This is a genomic window from Micromonospora sp. NPDC052213 (assembly GCF_040679695.1).
Lineage (GTDB): Bacteria > Actinomycetota > Actinomycetes > Mycobacteriales > Micromonosporaceae > Micromonospora.
This window is the reverse complement of record NZ_JBFAVI010000144.1, coordinates 1-17236: the sequence shown is the minus strand read 5'-3', so window position 1 is coordinate 17236 and position 17236 is coordinate 1. Positions and strand designations below refer to the sequence as shown.

16 protein-coding genes are annotated in these 17236 nt (G+C 76.1%); 6 read left to right on the top strand and 10 right to left on the bottom strand.

What is annotated here, in order from left to right:
- Positions 1 to 13 precede the first annotated feature (13 nt).
- Together AB0L34_RS26125 and AB0L34_RS26120 are read right to left on the bottom strand one after the other, a co-directional pair.
- Complete coding sequence (locus AB0L34_RS26125) at positions 14 to 784, bottom strand: DUF5995 family protein (RefSeq protein ID WP_350707455.1); 771 nt, start codon at positions 782 to 784, stop codon at positions 14 to 16.
- A gap of 107 nt (positions 785 to 891) precedes the next feature.
- Entirely contained in the window at positions 892 to 3786 is a 2895-nt protein-coding gene (locus AB0L34_RS26120; protein WP_363707428.1) for an AAA family ATPase, read from the bottom strand.
- A 262-nt stretch (positions 3787 to 4048) separates the two neighbouring features.
- Here AB0L34_RS26120 and AB0L34_RS26115 point away from each other — a divergent pair, with 262 nt between their 5' ends.
- Positions 4049 to 5911, top strand: a complete 1863-nt coding sequence (locus tag AB0L34_RS26115; RefSeq protein ID WP_363707427.1) for an adenylate/guanylate cyclase domain-containing protein — start codon at positions 4049 to 4051, stop codon at positions 5909 to 5911.
- A gap of 110 nt (positions 5912 to 6021) precedes the next feature.
- Positions 6022 to 6915 carry an aldo/keto reductase gene (locus AB0L34_RS26110; RefSeq protein WP_363707425.1) on the top strand — a complete coding sequence of 298 codons (894 nt, stop codon included), beginning with the start codon at positions 6022 to 6024 and terminating at the stop codon, positions 6913 to 6915.
- Between the two features lie 125 nt (positions 6916 to 7040).
- Here AB0L34_RS26110 and AB0L34_RS26105 read toward each other — a convergent pair whose 3' ends face one another.
- The 6 genes from AB0L34_RS26105 to AB0L34_RS26080 all read right to left on the bottom strand — a co-directional run bounded on the left by AB0L34_RS26105 (position 7041) and on the right by AB0L34_RS26080 (position 12082).
- On the bottom strand, positions 7041 to 7607 hold the full coding sequence (locus AB0L34_RS26105; RefSeq protein ID WP_363707423.1) for a dienelactone hydrolase family protein: 567 nt from the start codon (positions 7605 to 7607) through the stop codon (positions 7041 to 7043).
- A gap of 58 nt (positions 7608 to 7665) precedes the next feature.
- Complete coding sequence (locus AB0L34_RS26100; protein ID WP_363707421.1) at positions 7666 to 8775, bottom strand: nucleotide disphospho-sugar-binding domain-containing protein; 1110 nt, start codon at positions 8773 to 8775, stop codon at positions 7666 to 7668.
- 72 nt (positions 8776 to 8847) lie between these two features.
- Positions 8848 to 9255 (bottom strand): hydroxyphenylacetyl-CoA thioesterase PaaI, encoded by a 408-nt coding sequence (gene paaI / locus AB0L34_RS26095; protein ID WP_357459985.1) that lies wholly within the window; start codon positions 9253 to 9255, stop codon positions 8848 to 8850.
- Between the two features lies 1 nt (position 9256).
- Positions 9257 to 10564, bottom strand: coding sequence for a phenylacetate--CoA ligase PaaK (gene paaK, locus AB0L34_RS26090; RefSeq protein ID WP_363707419.1), 1308 nt, complete (start codon positions 10562 to 10564; stop codon positions 9257 to 9259).
- A gap of 514 nt (positions 10565 to 11078) precedes the next feature.
- Entirely contained in the window at positions 11079 to 11519 is a 441-nt protein-coding gene (locus AB0L34_RS26085) for a DUF6766 family protein (RefSeq protein WP_363707417.1), read from the bottom strand.
- Between the two features lie 113 nt (positions 11520 to 11632).
- Positions 11633 to 12082 carry a MarR family transcriptional regulator gene (locus AB0L34_RS26080; RefSeq protein WP_363707415.1) on the bottom strand — a complete coding sequence of 150 codons (450 nt, stop codon included), beginning with the start codon at positions 12080 to 12082 and terminating at the stop codon, positions 11633 to 11635.
- A 140-nt stretch (positions 12083 to 12222) separates the two neighbouring features.
- On the opposite strand from AB0L34_RS26080, the gene AB0L34_RS26075 reads away from it, so the two are divergent.
- The 4 genes from AB0L34_RS26075 to crcB all read left to right on the top strand — a co-directional run bounded on the left by AB0L34_RS26075 (position 12223) and on the right by crcB (position 15275).
- Complete coding sequence (locus AB0L34_RS26075) at positions 12223 to 13443, top strand: MFS transporter (RefSeq protein WP_363707413.1); 1221 nt, start codon at positions 12223 to 12225, stop codon at positions 13441 to 13443.
- A 139-nt stretch (positions 13444 to 13582) separates the two neighbouring features.
- Entirely contained in the window at positions 13583 to 14341 is a 759-nt protein-coding gene (locus AB0L34_RS26070) for a class I SAM-dependent methyltransferase (RefSeq protein WP_363707411.1), read from the top strand.
- A gap of 68 nt (positions 14342 to 14409) precedes the next feature.
- Positions 14410 to 14916 carry a CrcB family protein gene (locus AB0L34_RS26065; RefSeq protein WP_363707409.1) on the top strand — a complete coding sequence of 169 codons (507 nt, stop codon included), beginning with the start codon at positions 14410 to 14412 and terminating at the stop codon, positions 14914 to 14916.
- Complete coding sequence (gene crcB / locus AB0L34_RS26060) at positions 14913 to 15275, top strand: fluoride efflux transporter CrcB (RefSeq protein ID WP_363707407.1); 363 nt, start codon at positions 14913 to 14915, stop codon at positions 15273 to 15275. Before AB0L34_RS26065 ends, crcB begins: the two co-directional genes overlap by 4 nt.
- Here the strand turns inward: crcB and cobA are convergent.
- Positions 15245 to 16945: a uroporphyrinogen-III C-methyltransferase gene (gene cobA / locus AB0L34_RS26055; protein ID WP_363707405.1), complete on the bottom strand. Its 1701-nt coding sequence runs from the start codon at positions 16943 to 16945 to the stop codon at positions 15245 to 15247. The two genes, crcB and cobA, sit on opposite strands and share 31 nt — an antisense overlap.
- Positions 16942 to 17236: precorrin-8X methylmutase (locus tag AB0L34_RS26050; RefSeq protein WP_363707403.1), on the bottom strand; the 295-nt coding region annotated here is incomplete at its 5' end. The genes AB0L34_RS26050 and cobA, both read right to left, overlap by 4 nt.

Genomic DNA, 17236 nt, shown 5'->3' with positions numbered 1-17236 from the left:
CCCCCCGTCCCGGCTACTGCAGGAACGCCCCGAGGGGCGAGAGCAGCAGCCGGCCGAGCGCCGCGGCGGTGTCGTCCAACCGCGCGCGCTCACACTCGTGGGCGGCCGGGTCGTGCCGGCACCGCCAGATCTTCTGCGCGTTGCGCCAGGCGACGTCGCGGGTGTACTCGACCAGTTCCCCCTGGTACCAGTCGTCGATGTCGCCGTTGAGCATGTCGATGAGCAGCTGCCACCGCTCCAGGTAGCCGCGCCGCAGACCGGGGATCTTGTCCGCGAAGATGTTGTTGATCTCGAGGTAGTCGCGGTGCTGCTCGGTGCCGTCGACCGGCTCCGACTCCAGGCTGTCGAACGTGGTCACCAGCGCGAACGGCAGGTCGAAGTTGATGTGCGCGTTCACCCCGGCGGCCGCCGACGGCAGCGGACGGGCGTCCGGCCCGCGCATCCGTTCGAACAGGCACGTCCAGGCCTTCGGCGTGCCCGGGCTGGAGTCGGTCCACAGCCGCATGGCGTCGAAGTAGCGCGCGGCGAACTCCACGTCGAGCCGGGACAGGAACACCGGGTCGGAGAACCGGTCGTCGTAGAGCCCGTTCAGCACGCTCTCGGTGATCGTCAGATAGAGCTTGTTGAAGTCGGCCAGCGGGCAGCTCGCCTCCAACGGAGGCAGCCGGACCAGCAGGTCCTGGAGCTTGGTGAGGTGGTCGACCACCGCCGGCACGTCGGCGGGGTGGTCGGCGAGCAGGTCGACGACGTCCCGATGCACGGGCCCCCACACCGGTTCCGTCATCTCTCCTCCACAGTGGTTCCCGGCACCCCGTGCCGTCGGCGACGCTGCACAGCCTGCCAGCCGACGACCGTCGGCCGGATCAGTAGAACGACGTATCCGTACGCGCGTCAGGCGGGCCGGTTACGCAGGAAGATGGCGCTGGCCTGCACCCGGGTGCGGACCTGGAGCTTGTCGAAGATGTGCGAGACGTGCACGCCGATCGTCCGCTCGCTGATGAACAGCCGCTGGCCGATCTCCCGGTTCGTCAGCCCCTCGGCGACGGCGGCGAGCACCTCCCGCTCCCGCGCGGTCAGCACCGCCAACTCGTCGCCGTCCGGGCCGGCGGTCGGCTCGCCCGCGACCGGCCGGTCCTCCAGCGCCACCCGGGCCCGGCCCGCGAGGGTCCGGATCTCCGAGGTCAGCGGCACCGCGCCGAGCCCCTGCGCCGCCTGGTACGCCTGCCGCAGCAGCTTGCCCGCCGTGGCGCTGCGCTTGCGCCGGGCCAGCAGCGCCTCGGCCTGCCGCAGCCGCGAGTAGGCCGCCGGGTAGGGGTGGAGGCGCCGGTCCCACTGCGCCACCGACCGGGCCCACAGCTCCGGATCGCTGCTCTCCAGACGGCTCACCTCGGCGGCGCACAGCGCCAGGAACCCGTCGACCACGTCGCGCACCGGGCGGGCCGCGTGCTCGCTCTTGCGAGCCACCCGGTCGGCCACCTCCCGCAGCCGCCGCACCGCGGTCTCGTCCACCGCGATCGTCCGGCTGGCGTGCGCCTCCGCCTCGGCCCGCAGGCCGTGCCACACCAGCGCGGCGAGGATGCCCACGTCGTCGGAGCGGCTCTCGGTCAGGCCGCGCTGCACCGCCTGCCGGGCGAGGTCGTGCCGGCCCTGCCACATGGCCAGCCCCGCCCGCAGCGTGAGCAACGGGATCACGTGCCGCGCCCCGCCGCCGGCGAGCACCGTGGCCACGGCGTCCAGGTCGCGGTCGGCGGCCGCGATGTCGCCGTAGCCCACCGACAGCCGGCACCGGGCCAGCAGCAGCTCGACCGCGTCCGCGCCGGAGGGACGGTGCCGCAGCGCCGCCGCGACGACCTTCTCCGCCTCCGCCCACTGGCCCACGCGGAACAGCCCGTTGGTGGCGATGGCCAACAGCCGGGTCTCCCAGGTGCGGCCGAGGCCCAGCTCGGCCACCCGCTCGGCACCCCGGCGGGCGACGACGACGCCCTCCTCCAGCACGTTCAGCGGCCCGGTCAACAGCTCGGCCAGGTGCAGGTACGCGCAGGCCACGTCCTCGGGGCGGCCGGAACGCTCGGCGGTCTCCAGCGCCCGGCGCATCACCGCCAGCCCGGCGTCCGGGTCCTCCAGGTACGCCTCGGAGAACCCGAGGGCCGCGCTGGCCAGCACGACCTCCGACGTGGAGCCCTCGACCGCGGCGGACAGCCTCAGCGCCTCCCGGGCCCGCCGGCCGGCGTCGGCGTACCGGCCGAGGTGCAGCAGCAGCTCGGCCAGGTGGGCGGCGGCGGTGGCGCGTTCCCGGGGCGTGCAGTCGGCGGCCTCCAGGGCCCGCTGGTATTCCGCCTCGGCGAGCGCCGACCGGCCGGCGGCGGCCAGGTAGCGGGCCCGCCGGATGTGCAGCGCACAGGTCGACCGGTCGGCGCCGGAGCCGGCCAACTCCTCGAGCAGGGTCAGCGCGCGGGCGTGCTCGCCGCAGTGGTGGGCGGCCTCGGCCGCGCGCTCCAGCAGGGTCACCCGGTCCACGTCCAGCGGACCCACGCCGGGCGAGCCGGCCAGCTGCAACGCCACCGACCAGTGCCGGTGCGCCTCGGCCCAGCCGTGCAGCCGCTCGGCCTCCCGGGCCGCCGCCGTCGCCGCCGGCAGTGCCCGCGCCGGCTCACCGGCCAGCCGCCAGTGGTGCGCCAGGCGGGCCTGGTGCAGCTCCGCCGGGGCCGAGGTGAGCGCCTCGGCGTAGCGGCGGTGCAGGGCGGCCCGTTCGGCGGGCAGCAGCTCGTGCTCCAGCACCTCGGCGACCAGCCGGTGCCGCAGCCGGTAGCCGTCGTCCGCGCCCACCAGCAGCCGGTGCGCGACGGCCGCGCGGACCGCCTCGATCAGCTCGTCCTCGGGCAGCCGCGTCACCCGCGCAAGCAGCCAGTGCTCCACCGGCTCGACGCCGGCCGCGACCGCGTGCACCACGGCGTGCGCGTGCTGGGGCAGCGCGTCGACCCGGGCCAGGAAGATCTCGCGCAACGTGTCGGAGAGGCCGTCCCGGCCGTCGCGCAGGTCGCGGGCCAACTCCTCCACCACGAACGGGTTGCCGCCGCTGCGCCGCCACACCAGTTCCGCCGCCTCAGGGGCGAGCGGTCGGCCGACCACGGCGGCGGCGAGCTGGTCGGTGCCGGCCCGGTCCAACGGGACCAGGTCGAGCACCCGCACCGAGCGCAGCCGCCGCAGCTCGGTGAGCACCCGGCGCAGCGGGTGCGCGCCCTGCAACGACTCGGCCCGCACCGCGGCGAGCACGGACAACTGGAGGTCGCCGAGGCCGGCGAGCAGATAGAGCAGCAACTGTCGGGTGCTACGGTCGACCCACTGGAGGTCGTCCAGCACGAGCACCAGCGGACGCCCCTCGGCGATCAGGTGCAGCCCCCGGGAGACCCGCTCCAGCAGCGCCCCGGCGCCGTCCGGGCCGGCGGTCTCGTCGGCGAACATCTGCAGGAGGCCGCGGACGGCCGAGGACGTCCGGGCGTGGGAGCCGGTCAGCTCGGCGTCAAAGCGGCGCAACGCCTGCAGCAGTGGGTGCAGCGGCGACGCGTCGCCGATGTCCAGACAGGAGCCGGTGAGCACCAAGGCGCCCGCGTCGCGCAGCCGGGCGCCCACCTCGCGCAGCAGCCGGGTCTTGCCCACGCCGCTCTCGCCGGTGAGGAAGACCGCGGCGGTGTGCCCCTGCGCGACCTCGTCGAGCAGCGCGGACCGTACCGTCGTCACCAGGTCGGCCCGGCCGACGAGCGGTGCGGCGTCCACATCGCTGGCCATGGCACGCAGCCTAGTCACACGTCCGCGCACCGTTCTACGGGTCTTCTGCCCCTGTGGTACTCGTCGCGTCGACATTGCGACCGGAGGTTGCGGCTGGCCGACATACGTCGTTCTGCAGATCCCCCGTCGGCCCACAGGTGACAGTGTCCGAGGCATCGGCAGGCAACGGGGGGGAAAGGCGGGTGCGATGCCCATGCTCACCATCGTCGCCGGTCCGCAACGTGTCGCGGCAGCTGGTTGGCCGGCGCCGGAGGAGAGACGCATGGTCACCGTGCTGTTCGCCGACATCGTCGGGTCGACCGCGCTCGTCGACCGGCTCGACCCCGAGGACGTGCGGGCCCTGCAGCGCGCCTACTTCGCCACCGTCGCCGGGGTGCTGCGCCAGTGGCACGGGGTGGTCGAGAAGTACGTCGGCGACGCGGTCATGGCGCTGTTCGGGGCACGCGAGTCCGACGGGTTCGACGCGTACCGGGCGGTGCGGGCGGCGCTGGACATCCAGCGGGCCCTCGACCGGCGTCCCGTGCCCGGCGCGCCGCGGCTGCGGGTCCGGGTCGGGGTGGCCACCGGCGAGGCGCTGGTGGACCTCGCCGCGACGCACGACGGCGGGTACGGCGCGGCCAGCGGCGCGGTGACCAGCACCGCCGCCCGGTTGCAGGAGTACGCCCCGCCGGGGGGCGTGGCGCTCTGCGCGGCCACCCACCGGGCCACCGTGGGGCTGATCGACCAGCGCCGCGTACCGCCGGTGGCCCTCGCCGGCAAGGCGCTGCCGGTGGACGTGTGGCACGCCACCGGCGCCACCCGGCCGGTCCCGGCCCCGCACGAGGGCCCGCTGGTCGGGCGACGGCGGGAACTGGCGACCGCCCGTGACCTGATCGTCCGCGCCGTGCGGGACCGCAGCCCGCGCTGGCTGTCGCTGGTCGGTCCCGCCGGCAGCGGGCGCAGCCGGCTGCTGCACGAGCTGCGGCGCGCCGTCCCGACCGTGGACGACGTGCCGGTGCGCTGGTGCGTCGCGCACTGCCCGCCGTGCCCGGAGGCCCTGGCGCCCGTCGCCGACCTGGTGCGTGGGGTCGCCGGCCTCCGCGCGAACGATCCACCTCCGGTCGTACGCCGCCGGCTCGCCGCCGCCTTCGCGGGCCTGGTGCCGCCCGCCGGCCTGGCCGAGGCGGTGTCCGCGCTGGAGGGACTCCTGGCGGGCCCGGACACCCGCGAGGCCGCGCGGGGCGCCGAGGTGGCGCGGGAGGTGCTGCTGTCGCTCGCCGCCCGGGAGCCGCTGGTGGTGGCGGTGGACGACCTCGACCGGGCCAGCGGGGAGCTGAACCGCTTCCTGCACCGGCTCTTCGCGGCGGCCACCGCCCGGTCCCTGCCGCTGGCGGTCGTGGCGCTGCACCGTCCCGAGTGGGCGGACGTGCTGCCCGGGGCCCGGGACCACCGGCACCGGCTGGACGTGCCGCCGCTGCGCCCGCTGGAGACCGGCCGGCTGCTGCGTCACCTGCTGCGCCGGGCCGACCGGCCGGCGGCGGCGGCCGCGCGCCTGCTGCCGCTGGTCGAGGGCAACCCCGGCCGGGCCGCCGCGTACGTGGCGTCGCTCGACGTGACGCCGACCGCGTTGCCGCCCGTGCCCGAGTCGGTGCGCCGGGAGGTGGACGCCCGGCTGGACCGGCTCGACGGCGTCCGGCGGGCGGCGCTGACGGCGGTGGCGGCCCTCGGCGTCGCGGCCCTCGGCGCGGGGGTCACCGCGTCGGCGGTGGGGCGCCTGCTCGGCTGGTCGCCCGCCCGGGTGGTGCCGGAGCTGCGCGCCCTCGCCGCCTCGGGCCTGCTGGTCGGCCGCGCCGGCGGCGGGTACGCGGTCGCCGACCCGGTGCTGCGCGAGGTCGCGTACGCCCGGCTGCCGAGGGCGGCGCGGGCCGCGATCGCCGGGTGGGCCGGGCAGCCGTCGGATGCGGTGGCGCCGGCCCTCCCACCCGCCGCGGCGGCCGTGACCGCGTCGGGGGCCGTCCCGTCCTCCGCCCTGCCCGCCGGACGCGACCGCGCCCCGTCGGCCGGGCCGGCCCGGTCGGACTGGCGGAAGCGCCGCGAATGGAGGTCGGCGTGGGGGCTGCCGCGCGGGGCGCCGGCGGCGGCGTGACGGAGGGGCCGTCTCTCCCCCACGATCCACATTAGGCCGGTGCCGGCCCCGGGCGGTATCGGTCGGCTGACCGAGTGCGCGGGCCGGTTCCCCTTGGCTAGCTTCGTCCGATGCCTGTCGAAGAGATCACCGCCTCCGCCGCCGGCACCTGGACCCTCGGCGACCGCACCGTGCACCGGATGGGCTTCGGGTCGATGCGGCTGACCGTCGACCCGGACCGGGAGCGCGCCGTCCGCGTCCTGCGCCGGGCGGTCGAGCTCGGCGTCAACCACATCGACACCGCCGCCTTCTACGTCTCGCCGGGCGGGCCGCTCGGCGTCGGCACCGGCCCGCGCCGGTACGCCACCGAACTCATCCGGGAGGCGCTCGCGCCGTACCCGGACGACCTGGTCATCACCACGAAGGTCGGGCCGTCGTTCGACGCGGCGACCCGACACCGGGAGCTGACCCCGGCCGAGCTGCGCCGGGAGGTGGAGGAGAACCTGCGCCGCCTCGGCCGGGACCACCTGGACGTGGTCAACCTGCGGATCGTCCGGCGCGAGGGGCGGGACTCGGTGGCGGAGCGCTTCGCCGCCCTCGCCGAGCTGCGCGACGCCGGGCTGATCCGGCACCTCGGCCTGTCCAACGTGCGGGTGGACCACCTGGACGAGGCGCAGGCCGTCGCGCCGGTGGTCTGCGTGCAGAACGCGTACGCCCTCGACGCGAACCGGTGGGCCGACGACCTGTTGCGGGTCTGCGGTGAGCGCGGGGTGGCCTTCGTGCCGTTCTTCGCGATCGCCGGCGCCGGGCGGGAGGCGGGCGCGACCGGCGGGCACGACGACGCGGTGCGCGCGGTGGCCCGCGCCCACGGGGTGACCCCGCATCAGGTCCGCCTGGCCTGGACACTGCACCAGGGGCGGCACGTGCTGGCCATCCCCGGCACCGGCGACCCGGAGCACCTGGCGCAGAACGTGGCGGCCGGCGCGATCCGGCTCTCCGCCGACGACCTGGCCCGCCTCGGCTGAGCGGCCCCGTCGGCCCCGGCTCGGCTCGGCTGGGCGGAGCGGTCTGGCCCGCCTCGACCGGCGGAGCGGTCTGGCCCGGCCCGGGGCGGCTCAGCGGGCCGGCGGCCCGCCCCGCCGGAGTCCGGTCAGTGCTCGGCGAGGAAGGCCACGGCCCGCTCCCAGGTCTGCGCGGCGGCCGTCGCGTCGTGGTCGGGCAGGTGCGGGTCGGTGTAGAGGTGCCCGACGCCGGGATAACGGTGGACGGACAGCTCCGCGCCGGCGTCGGTCATCGCCCGCCGCCACTGCGCGACCTCCGGCTCCGCGTCGTAGTCGTCCGGGTCGCCCAGGTGCAGCTGCACCGGCAGGCCCGGCCGGACCGACTCCGGCTCGCCGCCGACGCCGGAGAGCAGCAGCAGCGCCGCCGCGTCGGGGCGCTCGGCGAGCATCGCGCCGGCCACCCCCGCGCCCATCGAGAAGCCGGCCAGCACCGCGTCGGCCGGCGCCTCGCGCAGGGCCTCCCGGGCCCGGTCCAGCACGGTGTCCTGGCCGATCTTGCGGAGCAGGGCGAAGCCGTCCTCCACCGTTTCGGCGGCCGGCGCGCCGTAGAGGTCGGGGGTGACGACCGTGTGCCCGGCGGCGCGCAACCGGTCGGCGGCGGTCAACACGGCCGGCCGCAGCCCGTAGACGGAGTGAAACAGCACGACATGTCCCATGGAGGCATCCTGCCCCACACCCCCGACCGGAATCGGCCGCCGCGCGGGCGGGACGGCGTCAGGCCAGCGACTCCAGCCGCCGCACCAGCTCCGCCGGCCCCGGCATCGCGGCGATCTCGGCGCTGACCTGCCTCGCCGCGTCGCGCAGCGCCGGATCGTCGACCAGCCGGGTCAGGGTGTCGGCGGTGATGTCGCGGGCCCGGACCGCGATTCCTGCGCCGCGCGCCGCCACCAGCTCGGCGTTGTGCCGCCGGTCGCCGGCCCCGACGGTGGCCAGCTGCGGCACCCCCGCGGTCAGCGCGGTGAAGACGCTGCCCGCGCCCCCGTGGTGGACCAGCGCCGCGCTCGCCGGCAGGGCCTCGGCGAGCGGAATCCAGTCGACGGTACGCACATTGCCGGGCAGCGCCCGGCGGGCCAGCCGCGCGTCCGGGCGGACCAGGACGAACTCGGCGTCGACCCGGTCGGCGGCCGCGACGACCGCCGGCATCGGCCCGGCGCTGCCGGGGCCGGCAACGGTGCTGCGGCTGACCAGCACCCGCGGGCGCTCCCCCGGCTCGCGCAGCCAGCCCGGCAAGTCGCCGCCGCCGGCGTGGGCGGCGTAGCGCATGGGCCAGCCGTCCTGGTGCCGCACGCTGGGCGGGGCGACGGCGATCGCGGCGGCCGGGGGCGGCAGCTCCGTCAGGCCGTGCCGGCGCAGGGCCCCGCCCAGGCGCGCGAGGGTGACCCGGACCAGCTCCCGGCCGTCGAAGAGGGCGTTCTCCTGGCGTACGGCGGGCACGCCGCGCGTCGCGGCGGCGAGCGCCCCGGCCACCGCGAACGGCTCGTGGACCACCAGGTCGGGCTTCCACCGCGCGGCGACGGCGACCACCCCGTCGGTGATCTGGTCGTTGACCGCGCCGAAGAGCAGCGCCGCGCCCCGGGTGCCGGCCGTGCCGGCCAGCTCGGCCCGGGCGATCAGCGGGTGGCGCAGCATGACGCCCCGGGCGATCCGGCCGAAGTCGAACGCCGGCGCGACATCACGCACCGGCAGCCCGGACCGCTCCGCCCGCAGGCCGTCGGCGGCGGTGGCGACGAGCACCTCGTGCCCGGCGTCGCGCAGCGCGGCGGCCAGCGGCAGCAGGGGGAAGACGTGCCCGATCAACGGCGCGGAGACCACCAGCACTCGCACCGCCCGATGCTAGCCGCGCCGGCAACGCCCGTGGGGGCGGCGAGGTCGGACGCATCGGCGCCGGCGCGAGGCTCAGCCGGCGGGCGTCGGCAGGGTGCGGCTGCGGCCCCGGAACTCGGCGACCACCTCGCCGCCGTCGCGGGTGACGGTGACGTCGTAGATGCCGCTGCGGCCGTACCGGGTGCGCTCGGTGGCGCGGGCGGTCAGCAGGTCGCCCTCGCGGGCGGGACGGACGAAGGTGATCTCGCCGCCGGCGGCGACGGTGACCGGACCGTGGCTGTTGCAGGCCAGCGCGAAGGCGGTGTCGGCGAGCAGGAAGACGAAGCCGCCGTGGGCGATCGCGTGGCCGTTGACCATCGCACCGGTCACCCGCATCCGGGCCACCGCCGCCCCGTCGGCGGCGTCCACCAGCTCGATGCCGAGCCCCTTCGACGCCGCGTCGGCGTCGAACATGTCGTACGCGGCGTTACGCCCCGCCATGTCAGCCGCCCCGCCGCTGGTCGACGATCCGTCGCATCTTGCCCATCGACCGCTCCACCCCGTCCGGGGCGACCACCTCGACCGCCACGCTCACTCCGATCGTGTCCTTGACCAGCCCGACCAGCGCCCCGCCGGCCCGCTCGGCGGCCTCGACGGCCACCCCCGCCCGCCGCTCCACCCGGACGGTCAGCGTGTCCATCCGCCCCTCCCGCCCGAGGACGCACTGGAAGTGCGGCGAGAGCTGCGGCGTACGCAGGATCAGCTCCTCGATCTGGGTGGGGAAGACGTTCACCCCGCGCACGATCATCATGTCGTCGCTGCGCCCGGTGATCTTCTCGATCCGGCGCATCGGGCGGGCGGTGCCGGGCAGCAGCCGGGTCAGGTCGCGGGTCCGGTAGCGGACGACGGGCATGGCCTCCTTCGTGAGCGAGGTGAGCACCAACTCGCCGCGCTCGCCGTCGGGGAGCACCTCCCCGGTGACCGGGTCGACGATCTCCGGATAGAAGTGGTCCTCCCACAGGTGCGGCCCGTCCTTGGTCTCCACGCACTCGTTGGCCACGCCCGGGCCCATCACCTCGGAGAGGCCGTAGACGTCCACGGCGTGCATGTCGAGGCGCTGTTCCATCTCCCGGCGCATGTCCTCGGTCCACGGCTCCGCGCCGAAGACACCGACCTGGAGCGAGGTGGCGCGCGGGTCGATCCCCTGCCGCTCCATCTCGTCCACGATCGCGAGCATGTAGCTGGGGGTCACCATGATGACCTCCGGCTCGAAGTCCCGGATCAGCATCACCTGGCGTTCGGTCATCCCGCCGGAGACGGGGATGACGGTGCAGCCCAGCTCCTCCGCGCCGTAGTGCGCGCCGAGCCCGCCGGTGAACAGCCCGTAGCCGTACGCGACGTGGACGCGGTCGCCGGGGCGGCCGCCGGCGGCCCGGATCGACCGGGCCATCAGCCGGGCCCAGGTCCGCAGGTCGTCGGCGGTGTAGCCGACCACCGTCGGCCGGCCGGTGGTGCCGGAGGAGGCGTGTACCCGGGCGATGCGTTCGCGCGGCACGGCGAACATGCCGAACGGGTAGTTCTCCCGCAGCTCCGCCTTGCCGGTGAACGGGAAGCGGGCCAGGTCGGCCAGGTCCCGGCAGTCGTCGGGGTGCACCCCGGCGGCGTCGAAGGCGCGGCGGTAGTGCGGCACGTTGTCGTACGCGTGCCGCAGCGACCAGCGCAGCCGTTCCCGCTGCACCGCCCGCAGTTCGTCGACGCTCGCCCGCTCGATCGGTTCCAGGTCCTCGGGGCGCGGGGTGCGGTCCTGCATCGGTGCCTCCTGCACGTCACGCTGGCGCGGCGGCGGGGGTCGCGTACCGACACGTCCGGATCGCCCCGGAACCGGGCCGCCCCGCCCGCCGATCTTGGTACCGTACGCCGGCCGGCGGTGCGGCACCACCGGCGGTCGGGACGGCCGGCGGGCCCGGCGGTCAGACGGTGGGCAGCGTCTTGCCGATCGCGGAACGCTCCTCGATCGCCCGATGGGCGTCGGCGGCCCCGTTGCAACGGGAAGGTCCGGCCGACCAGGGGCGCGACCGGCCCCGCCACGGCGCGTTCCAGGTAGCCGCCCCGCTCGTCGGTCCTGGTGACCACCCGCCGGCCGGTCCAGCCCGGGTCGACCCCCGCGCCGACCGCGCCGACGGTGCCGGCGACCCCGAGCCCCGGCCGGTACGGCGGCCGGACGGGGAAGTATGTCACCCTCCACATCGCTCGCCGACGTGGTCAAGCCTCCGAGGTGAAGCGGGCTTGAGGTCAACGGGCGGCGTCGTGGCGCCGCCCACACGTCACGGGTTCTCCGGGTCCAGGTCGCGCTCGCGCAGCAGCGCGTCCAGCTTGGCTTCGATCCGCTCGTCGGACTCGCGGGACTGGGACGAGCCCCAGTAGTAGAACAGGGCCAGGCCGGCGGCCTGCCAGATCAGCTGGAGGAACTCGGACTGCCAGTTCTCGAAGGTGGAGGCGAGGAACTGCGGCAGGAAGTCCGCCCAGGCGAAGGACTGGCCGTGCTGGCTCGCCTCGTTGCTCTCCGCCACCGCCTGGAAGACGAACTGGCCGATCCAGGAGAACAGGAACAGCGCCCCGGTCACCAGCGCGAACGCGTACGCCCGGGGCCAGCGCGGCTTGCGGAACGGCGGCCCCCCGGCCCGTCTGGCGTTGCGGCGCGGGCTTCCCCCGTCGGACGCTGGACCGGCCGGACGCACGTGGGCCGGCGTCGTCGTTTCCGCCATCACGACCCCCTCTCGACAATCCCCTGTCGGGCATGTGCCCCGGGTCGGCGCTGCCAAAACGGCGGGTCGGCGTGGCGTGCGGTGGTCGGCGTGGCGGCGTGGCGTACGGCGGGTCAGCGGGACGCCGGGAGCCGGTGCAGCGCGTCGACCAGCGGGGCGAGCTCCGGTGCGGCCTCGGCCTCGGCCAGCGCCTCGGCCAGCACCCGGTCGTGGGTGGGGCGGGCCTGGGCGAGCAGCTCGCACCCAGCGGGGGTGAGCTCGGTGTAGATGCCGCGTCGGTCGTCGGCGCAGAGGACCCGGGTGAGCAGGCCGCGGTCCTCCAGGCGGGTGACCAGCCGGGTGGTGGCGCTGTCGGAGAGCGCGGCGGCCCGGGCCAGCTGCCGCATCCGCATGTGCCAGCCGTCCTGGCGGGAGAGCGCGTCGAGCACCGTGTACTCGACCACGGAGAGCTGGTGCCCGGCCTGGAGCGCGCGTTCCAGGGACGCCTCGATGAGGCCGTGCAGCGCGGCGAGGGTGCGCCAGCCCTGTGCGCGGACCTCCACGGCGTCGTCACCGATGCCCATCCGACCTCCTCGCGGTGTGACCTGCTCGACCCTCAGCCTAGCAGGCTTGCGCCGATATCCCGCGCGTGCAACTATTTCGTTGCTTCCGCGTGTAGTTGCATGCGCCAGCTATCTGCCTCTCTCTCCTGGAACGGAAGACCATGTCTGGACGGAACCGGTCCCTGCCCGGTGGACTGCTCGCGCTGGCCGTCGGCGCCTTCGGCATCGGCCTCACCGAGTTCGTGATCATGGGGCTGCTGCCCCAGGTGGCCGCCGACTTCGCGGTGACCGAGTCGGTCGCCGGGTGGCTGATCTCCGGCTACGCGCTCAGCGTCGCGATCGGCGGCGTGGCGCTGACCGCGGCGGTCACCCGGCTGCCGCGCAAGCCGGTGCTGCTCGGCCTGATGGTGCTCTTCATCATCGGCAACCTGCTCTCCGCCCTGGCCGACGGCTACGGCGTGATGATGGCCGGCCGGATCGTGGCCGCGCTCTGCCACGGGGCGTTCTTCGGCATCGGCGCCGTGGTCGCCGCCGGACTGGTCGCGCCGGCCCGGCGCGCGGGCGCCATCGCGCTGATGTTCGCCGGGCTGACCACGGCCAACGTGCTCGGCGTACCGTTCGGCACCTTCCTCGGCCAGCACCTCGGCTGGCGGTCGACGTTCTGGGCGATCACCGGCATCGGCGTGGTCGCGCTCGCCGGCCTGGCCCTGCTCGTCCCGGCCCGCCCGACCGGCGACGCCGACCGCCCCGCCGACGGGCTCCGCGGCGAGTTGCGCGCCTTCACCCATCCGCAGGTGTGGCTGTCGCTCGCGGTGACCGTTCTCGGCTTCGGCGGCATGTTCGGCGCGTTCACCTACATCGCGTACACCCTGACCGAGGTCAGCGGCTTCGCCACCGGGACGGTGCCGTGGCTGCTGGTGCTCTTCGGGGTGGGCCTGTTCGCGGGAAACCTGCTCGGCGGTCGCGCCGCCGACGTGTCGCTGTCGCGCACCCTGGTCGTCGTGCTCGCGGCGCTGACCGTGGTGCTCGCGTTCTTCGCCCTGACCGCCGGCAGCCAGCCGCTCACCGTGGCCTCGCTGCTGCTGATGGGCGGGTTCGGCTTCGCCACCGTTCCCCCGCTGCAGATGCGGATCATGAGGTACGCCCACCAGGCGCCGACGCTGGCCTCCGGGGCGAACATCGCGGCCTTCAACGTCGGCAACGCCCTCGGTGCGTGGGTGGGCGGGACGACGATCGCGGCCGGGCTCGGCTACACCGCCCCGATCTGGGCGGGCGCGGCGGTCACCCTGGCCGGCCTGGGCGTGCTGCTGGCCGCCCTGCGACTGGCCCGCCGGCAGTCCGTGGCGCGGCCGGCGGAGCGGGAACTGGTCGCCTCGACCTGACCGACCGGCGGCAGCGGGGCCGGTCGGACCCGGCCCCGCCGGCCCGACCCGGACCATCGCACTGCAATCTTGTCGCTGTTGCAAATTATTGGCAACAAGGTCTGGACATCGCTCCGGGACGGTAACTAGCCTCATCGCCATGAGTCCTTACATCAGCAACGTCGCCGCCTGGCAGGAGAGCTGGGACCGGCAGCAGGAGGCGTACCTGCCGGACCGGGAGCACCGGTTCACCGCGATGCTCGACGCGGTCGAGGCGGTCCTCGACGGCGGGCGACCCCGCCTGCTCGACCTGGCCGGCGGCACCGGCACCATCTCGGCCCGCGCGCTGCGCCGCTTCCCCGACGCCGAGATCACCCTGGTCGACCTCGATCCCGCGCTGCTGGCCATCGCCAGGTCGACGTTCGGCGACCGGGTCACCGTGGTCGAGGCCGACCTCGGGCAGCCGGAGTGGACGGCCGCGCTGCCGGTGCGGGAGTACGACGCGGTGCTCACCGCCACCGCGCTGCACTGGCTGCCGGGCGAGCGGCTGGCCCGCCTCTACGCCGAACTGCACGGCGTGCTGCGCCCGGGCGGGATCCTGCTCAACGCCGACCACATGCCCGACGACGCGCTGCCGGAGCTGACCAAGCGCCTGCTGGACAGCGCGCGGCCCCGGCGCGAGGCCCGGTACGCCAGCGGCGCCGTGCTCTCCTGGTCGGACTGGTGGGAGCGGGCCGCGGCCGACCCGGCGCTCGCCCCACTGGTGGAACGGCGGCGGGAGATCTACCCGACCGGGCACAGCCCGGAGTGGAACCCGCCGGCCTCCTGGCACCTGGCGGCGCTGACCGACGCCGGCTTCACCGAGGCCGGCGTGGTCTGGCGCGGCGGCGCCGACGCCGCCGTCGCGGCGGTGCGCTGACGCCGGCGCACCACGGCACGGGTCGGCCGTCCGCGGCCGACCCGGCGTTATGCTGCGGCGACGGCCGGATGGCGGCCGACGGCACCGTGGGAGGAGACGTGACCGGCCCGTCCGAGCCGTCGCGCGTCGACCCGGACGTCGACCTGCGGGTCCCGTCCGACCGCGACGAGCTCACCGCGCACCCGGCGGCGGTGCTCGCCGCCATCTCCGCCGGGGGTGTGCTCGGCGCGCTGGCCCGGGCCGGCCTGCAGGCCGCCGTCCCGTACTCCCCCGCCACGTTCGGCTGGGCCACCTTCGGCGTCAACGTGAGCGGGTGCCTGCTCATCGGTGGCCTGATGGCGGTGCTCGGCCACGCCGGCGGCGGCCGACCGCTGGCCCGCCCGTTCCTCGGCGTGGGCGTGCTCGGCGGGTACACGACCTTCTCCACCTACGCGGTCGACGCGCACCAGGCGCTGCTCGCCGGCGCCCCCGGCACCGCGCTGGCCTCCCTCGGCGCCACGCTGGTCGGCGCGCTGCTCGCGGTCTGGGCCGGCGAGGCCGCCACCGGGCGGCTGCTCGCCCGGAGCCGCCGGTGACCGCCCTGCTCGTGGCGCTCGGCGCGGCGCTCGGCGCCCCGCTGCGCTACCTCGCCGACCGGGCCGTGCAGGCCCGCTTCGGCACCGGGTTCCCGTGGGGCACGCTGACGGTCAACGTACTCGGGTCGCTGCTGCTCGGCGCGGTCACCGGCCTGCCGGCGGACCCCGCACTCACGGCGCTGGTCGGCACCGGCTTCTGCGGGGCGCTGACCACCTGGTCCACCCTGAGCTACGAGACGCTGCGGCTGGCCCGGGCGGGACGGCGGCACGCCGCGCTGGCCAACGTGGCCCTCAGCGTCGCCGCCGGCCTCGCCGCGGCCACCGCCGGCTACGCCCTCGCCCGCGCGGCCACCGGCTGACCGGCCGCCGTGCCGGTCTCCCGCAGCCGCACCACCGGTCCGAGCACGAACACCGCCGGCGGCCGGACGTCCTCCCGCGCGGCCAACCCGCCCACCTCGTCCAGCCGGGACGACCAGGTGCGCTGCCCCGGCTGGCCGCCGTCGACCACGACGAGCACGGGAGTGTCCGGGGCGCGGCCGTGCTCCACCAGCACCGCCGCGATCTTGGCGATGGTGTCCACCGCCATCAGCAGCACCACGGTGCCCCGGGACCGGCCCAGCGCCACCCAGTCCACCAGGGAGTCGGGATGCCCCGGCGGCAGGTGCCCGGAGACGACGGTCACGTCGTGGGCGACGCCCCGGTGGGTGACCGGGACGCCGGCCAGGGCCGGCACCGCCACCGCGCTGCTCACCCCGGGTACCAGCACGGTCTCGACCCCGGCCGCGGCGCACGCCTGGACCTCCTCGTGGCCCCGGCCGAAGACGTACGGGTCGCCGCCCTTGAGCCGGACCACCCGCTTCCCCGCGCGGGCGTACGCGATCAGGGTGTCGTTGATGGTGTCCTGCGGCATCGACGGCCCGCGCGGCACCTTGGCGGCGTCGACCACCACCACGTCCGGGCGCAGCCCGGTGAGCAGCCCGCGCGGGGCGAGCCGGTCGGTGACCACCACGTCGGCGCTGTCCAGCAGGGCCTTCCCCCGTACGGTGATCAGGTCGTCGGGGCCGGGACCGCCGCCCACCACCGCGACCTGTCCCGGGCGCAGGCCGGGCCGCTGGTCGTGGTGGTGGTCCCCGTGATGGTGGTGGTCCCCGTGATGGTGGTGGCCGTGGCCGTCGACCGGGTCGTCGGGGTGGTCGTGCGGGGTCTGCGGCCGGCCCACCTTGTCGGCGAAGCCCGGCATCAGCACCCGGTACGCGCAGGTGTCGCAGTTCATCCGGATGTCGCCGCGGCGCGCCTCGGCGTGCCGTTCGAGGACGAGGTCGGCGAGGGCGTCGCAGTCGCCGATCAGGTCGGCCACCCGCACGTCCAGCTCGGGGTGGGCGGCGGCGAAGTCGGCCGACTGGGCGACGATCCGGTCGGGCAGCACGCCGGCGAAGAGGAAGTACGGCGCGACGACGATGCGCCGCGCGCCGAGCCGGCGCAGCCGGTCCAGCACCGCCGGCACCGACGGCTCCGCGAGCGAGATGAAGCCCGGCTCGACGCCGGCGTAGCCGCGCCCCTCCCAGAGCAGCCGGGCCACCTTGGCCACCTCGGCGTTGGCGTCCGGGTCGGTGGAGCCGCGCCCGATCAGCGCCACCCAGGTGCCGGCCCGGTCGGCGCCGGCCAGCGCGGCGTCGATGCGCTGCTCCAGGGCGGTGTGCAGCAGCGGGTGCGGGCCCAGCGGCCGGCCGTAGGCGTAGCTGAGCCCGGGGTGGCGCTGCCGCTCGCGGGCCAGCGCGGCGGGGATGTCGCCCTTGCCGTGGCCGGCGGCGGTCAGCACCAGCGGCAGCGCCACCAGCGACCGGTGTCCCCGGTCGACGAGCGCGCCCACCGCGTCGGTCAGCGGCGGCCGGGACAGCTCGATGAAGCCGCCCTCGACGTCGCCGACCGCGCCGGCGGCGCGCCGGCGGACCCGCTCCACGAACGCCACGAACTGGTCGACCCCGGCCGCGCTGCGCGTGCCGTGCCCGACGATGACCAGAGCGGTCACTGCTCCTCCTCCACGTACAGCAGGGCGTTGAGGGCGGCGGCGGCGACCGCCGAGCCGCCCTTCTCGCCCCGGTTGGACACCCCGGGCAGGCCGCTGGCCCGCAGCGCCGCCTTCGACTCGGCGGCGCCCACGAAGCCCACCGGCAACCCGACGACCAGCGCCGGCCCGGCGTCCAGGGTGATCAGTTCCTCCAGCGCGGTCGGCGCGCAGCCGACCACCCACACCGCGCCGGGGCCGACCCGCTCCAGGGCGAGCCGCACCGCCGCCGCCGACCGGGTGATCCCGGCCGCG

Bases quoted from the DNA above. Each gene is read 5' to 3' on its own strand.
- AB0L34_RS26105 (WP_363707423.1), bottom strand. From the start codon at position 7,607: ATGGGACATGTCGTGCTGTTTCACTCCGTCTACGGGCTGCGGCCGGCC.
- paaK (WP_363707419.1), bottom strand. From the start codon at position 10,564: ATGCAGGACCGCACCCCGCGCCCCGAGGACCTGGAACCGATCGAGCGG.
- AB0L34_RS26065 (WP_363707409.1), top strand. From the start codon at position 14,410: ATGGCGGCCGACGGCACCGTGGGAGGAGACGTGACCGGCCCGTCCGAG.
- AB0L34_RS26115 (WP_363707427.1), top strand. From the start codon at position 4,049: ATGGTCACCGTGCTGTTCGCCGACATCGTCGGGTCGACCGCGCTCGTC.
- paaI (WP_357459985.1), bottom strand. From the start codon at position 9,255: ATGGCGGGGCGTAACGCCGCGTACGACATGTTCGACGCCGACGCGGCG.
- AB0L34_RS26080 (WP_363707415.1), bottom strand. From the start codon at position 12,082: ATGGGCATCGGTGACGACGCCGTGGAGGTCCGCGCACAGGGCTGGCGC.
- AB0L34_RS26125 (WP_350707455.1), bottom strand. From the start codon at position 784: ATGACGGAACCGGTGTGGGGGCCCGTGCATCGGGACGTCGTCGACCTG.
- AB0L34_RS26120 (WP_363707428.1), bottom strand. From the start codon at position 3,786: ATGGCCAGCGATGTGGACGCCGCACCGCTCGTCGGCCGGGCCGACCTG.
- AB0L34_RS26070 (WP_363707411.1), top strand. From the start codon at position 13,583: ATGAGTCCTTACATCAGCAACGTCGCCGCCTGGCAGGAGAGCTGGGAC.
- AB0L34_RS26075 (WP_363707413.1), top strand. From the start codon at position 12,223: ATGTCTGGACGGAACCGGTCCCTGCCCGGTGGACTGCTCGCGCTGGCC.
- AB0L34_RS26110 (WP_363707425.1), top strand. From the start codon at position 6,022: ATGCCTGTCGAAGAGATCACCGCCTCCGCCGCCGGCACCTGGACCCTC.
- AB0L34_RS26085 (WP_363707417.1), bottom strand. From the start codon at position 11,519: ATGGCGGAAACGACGACGCCGGCCCACGTGCGTCCGGCCGGTCCAGCG.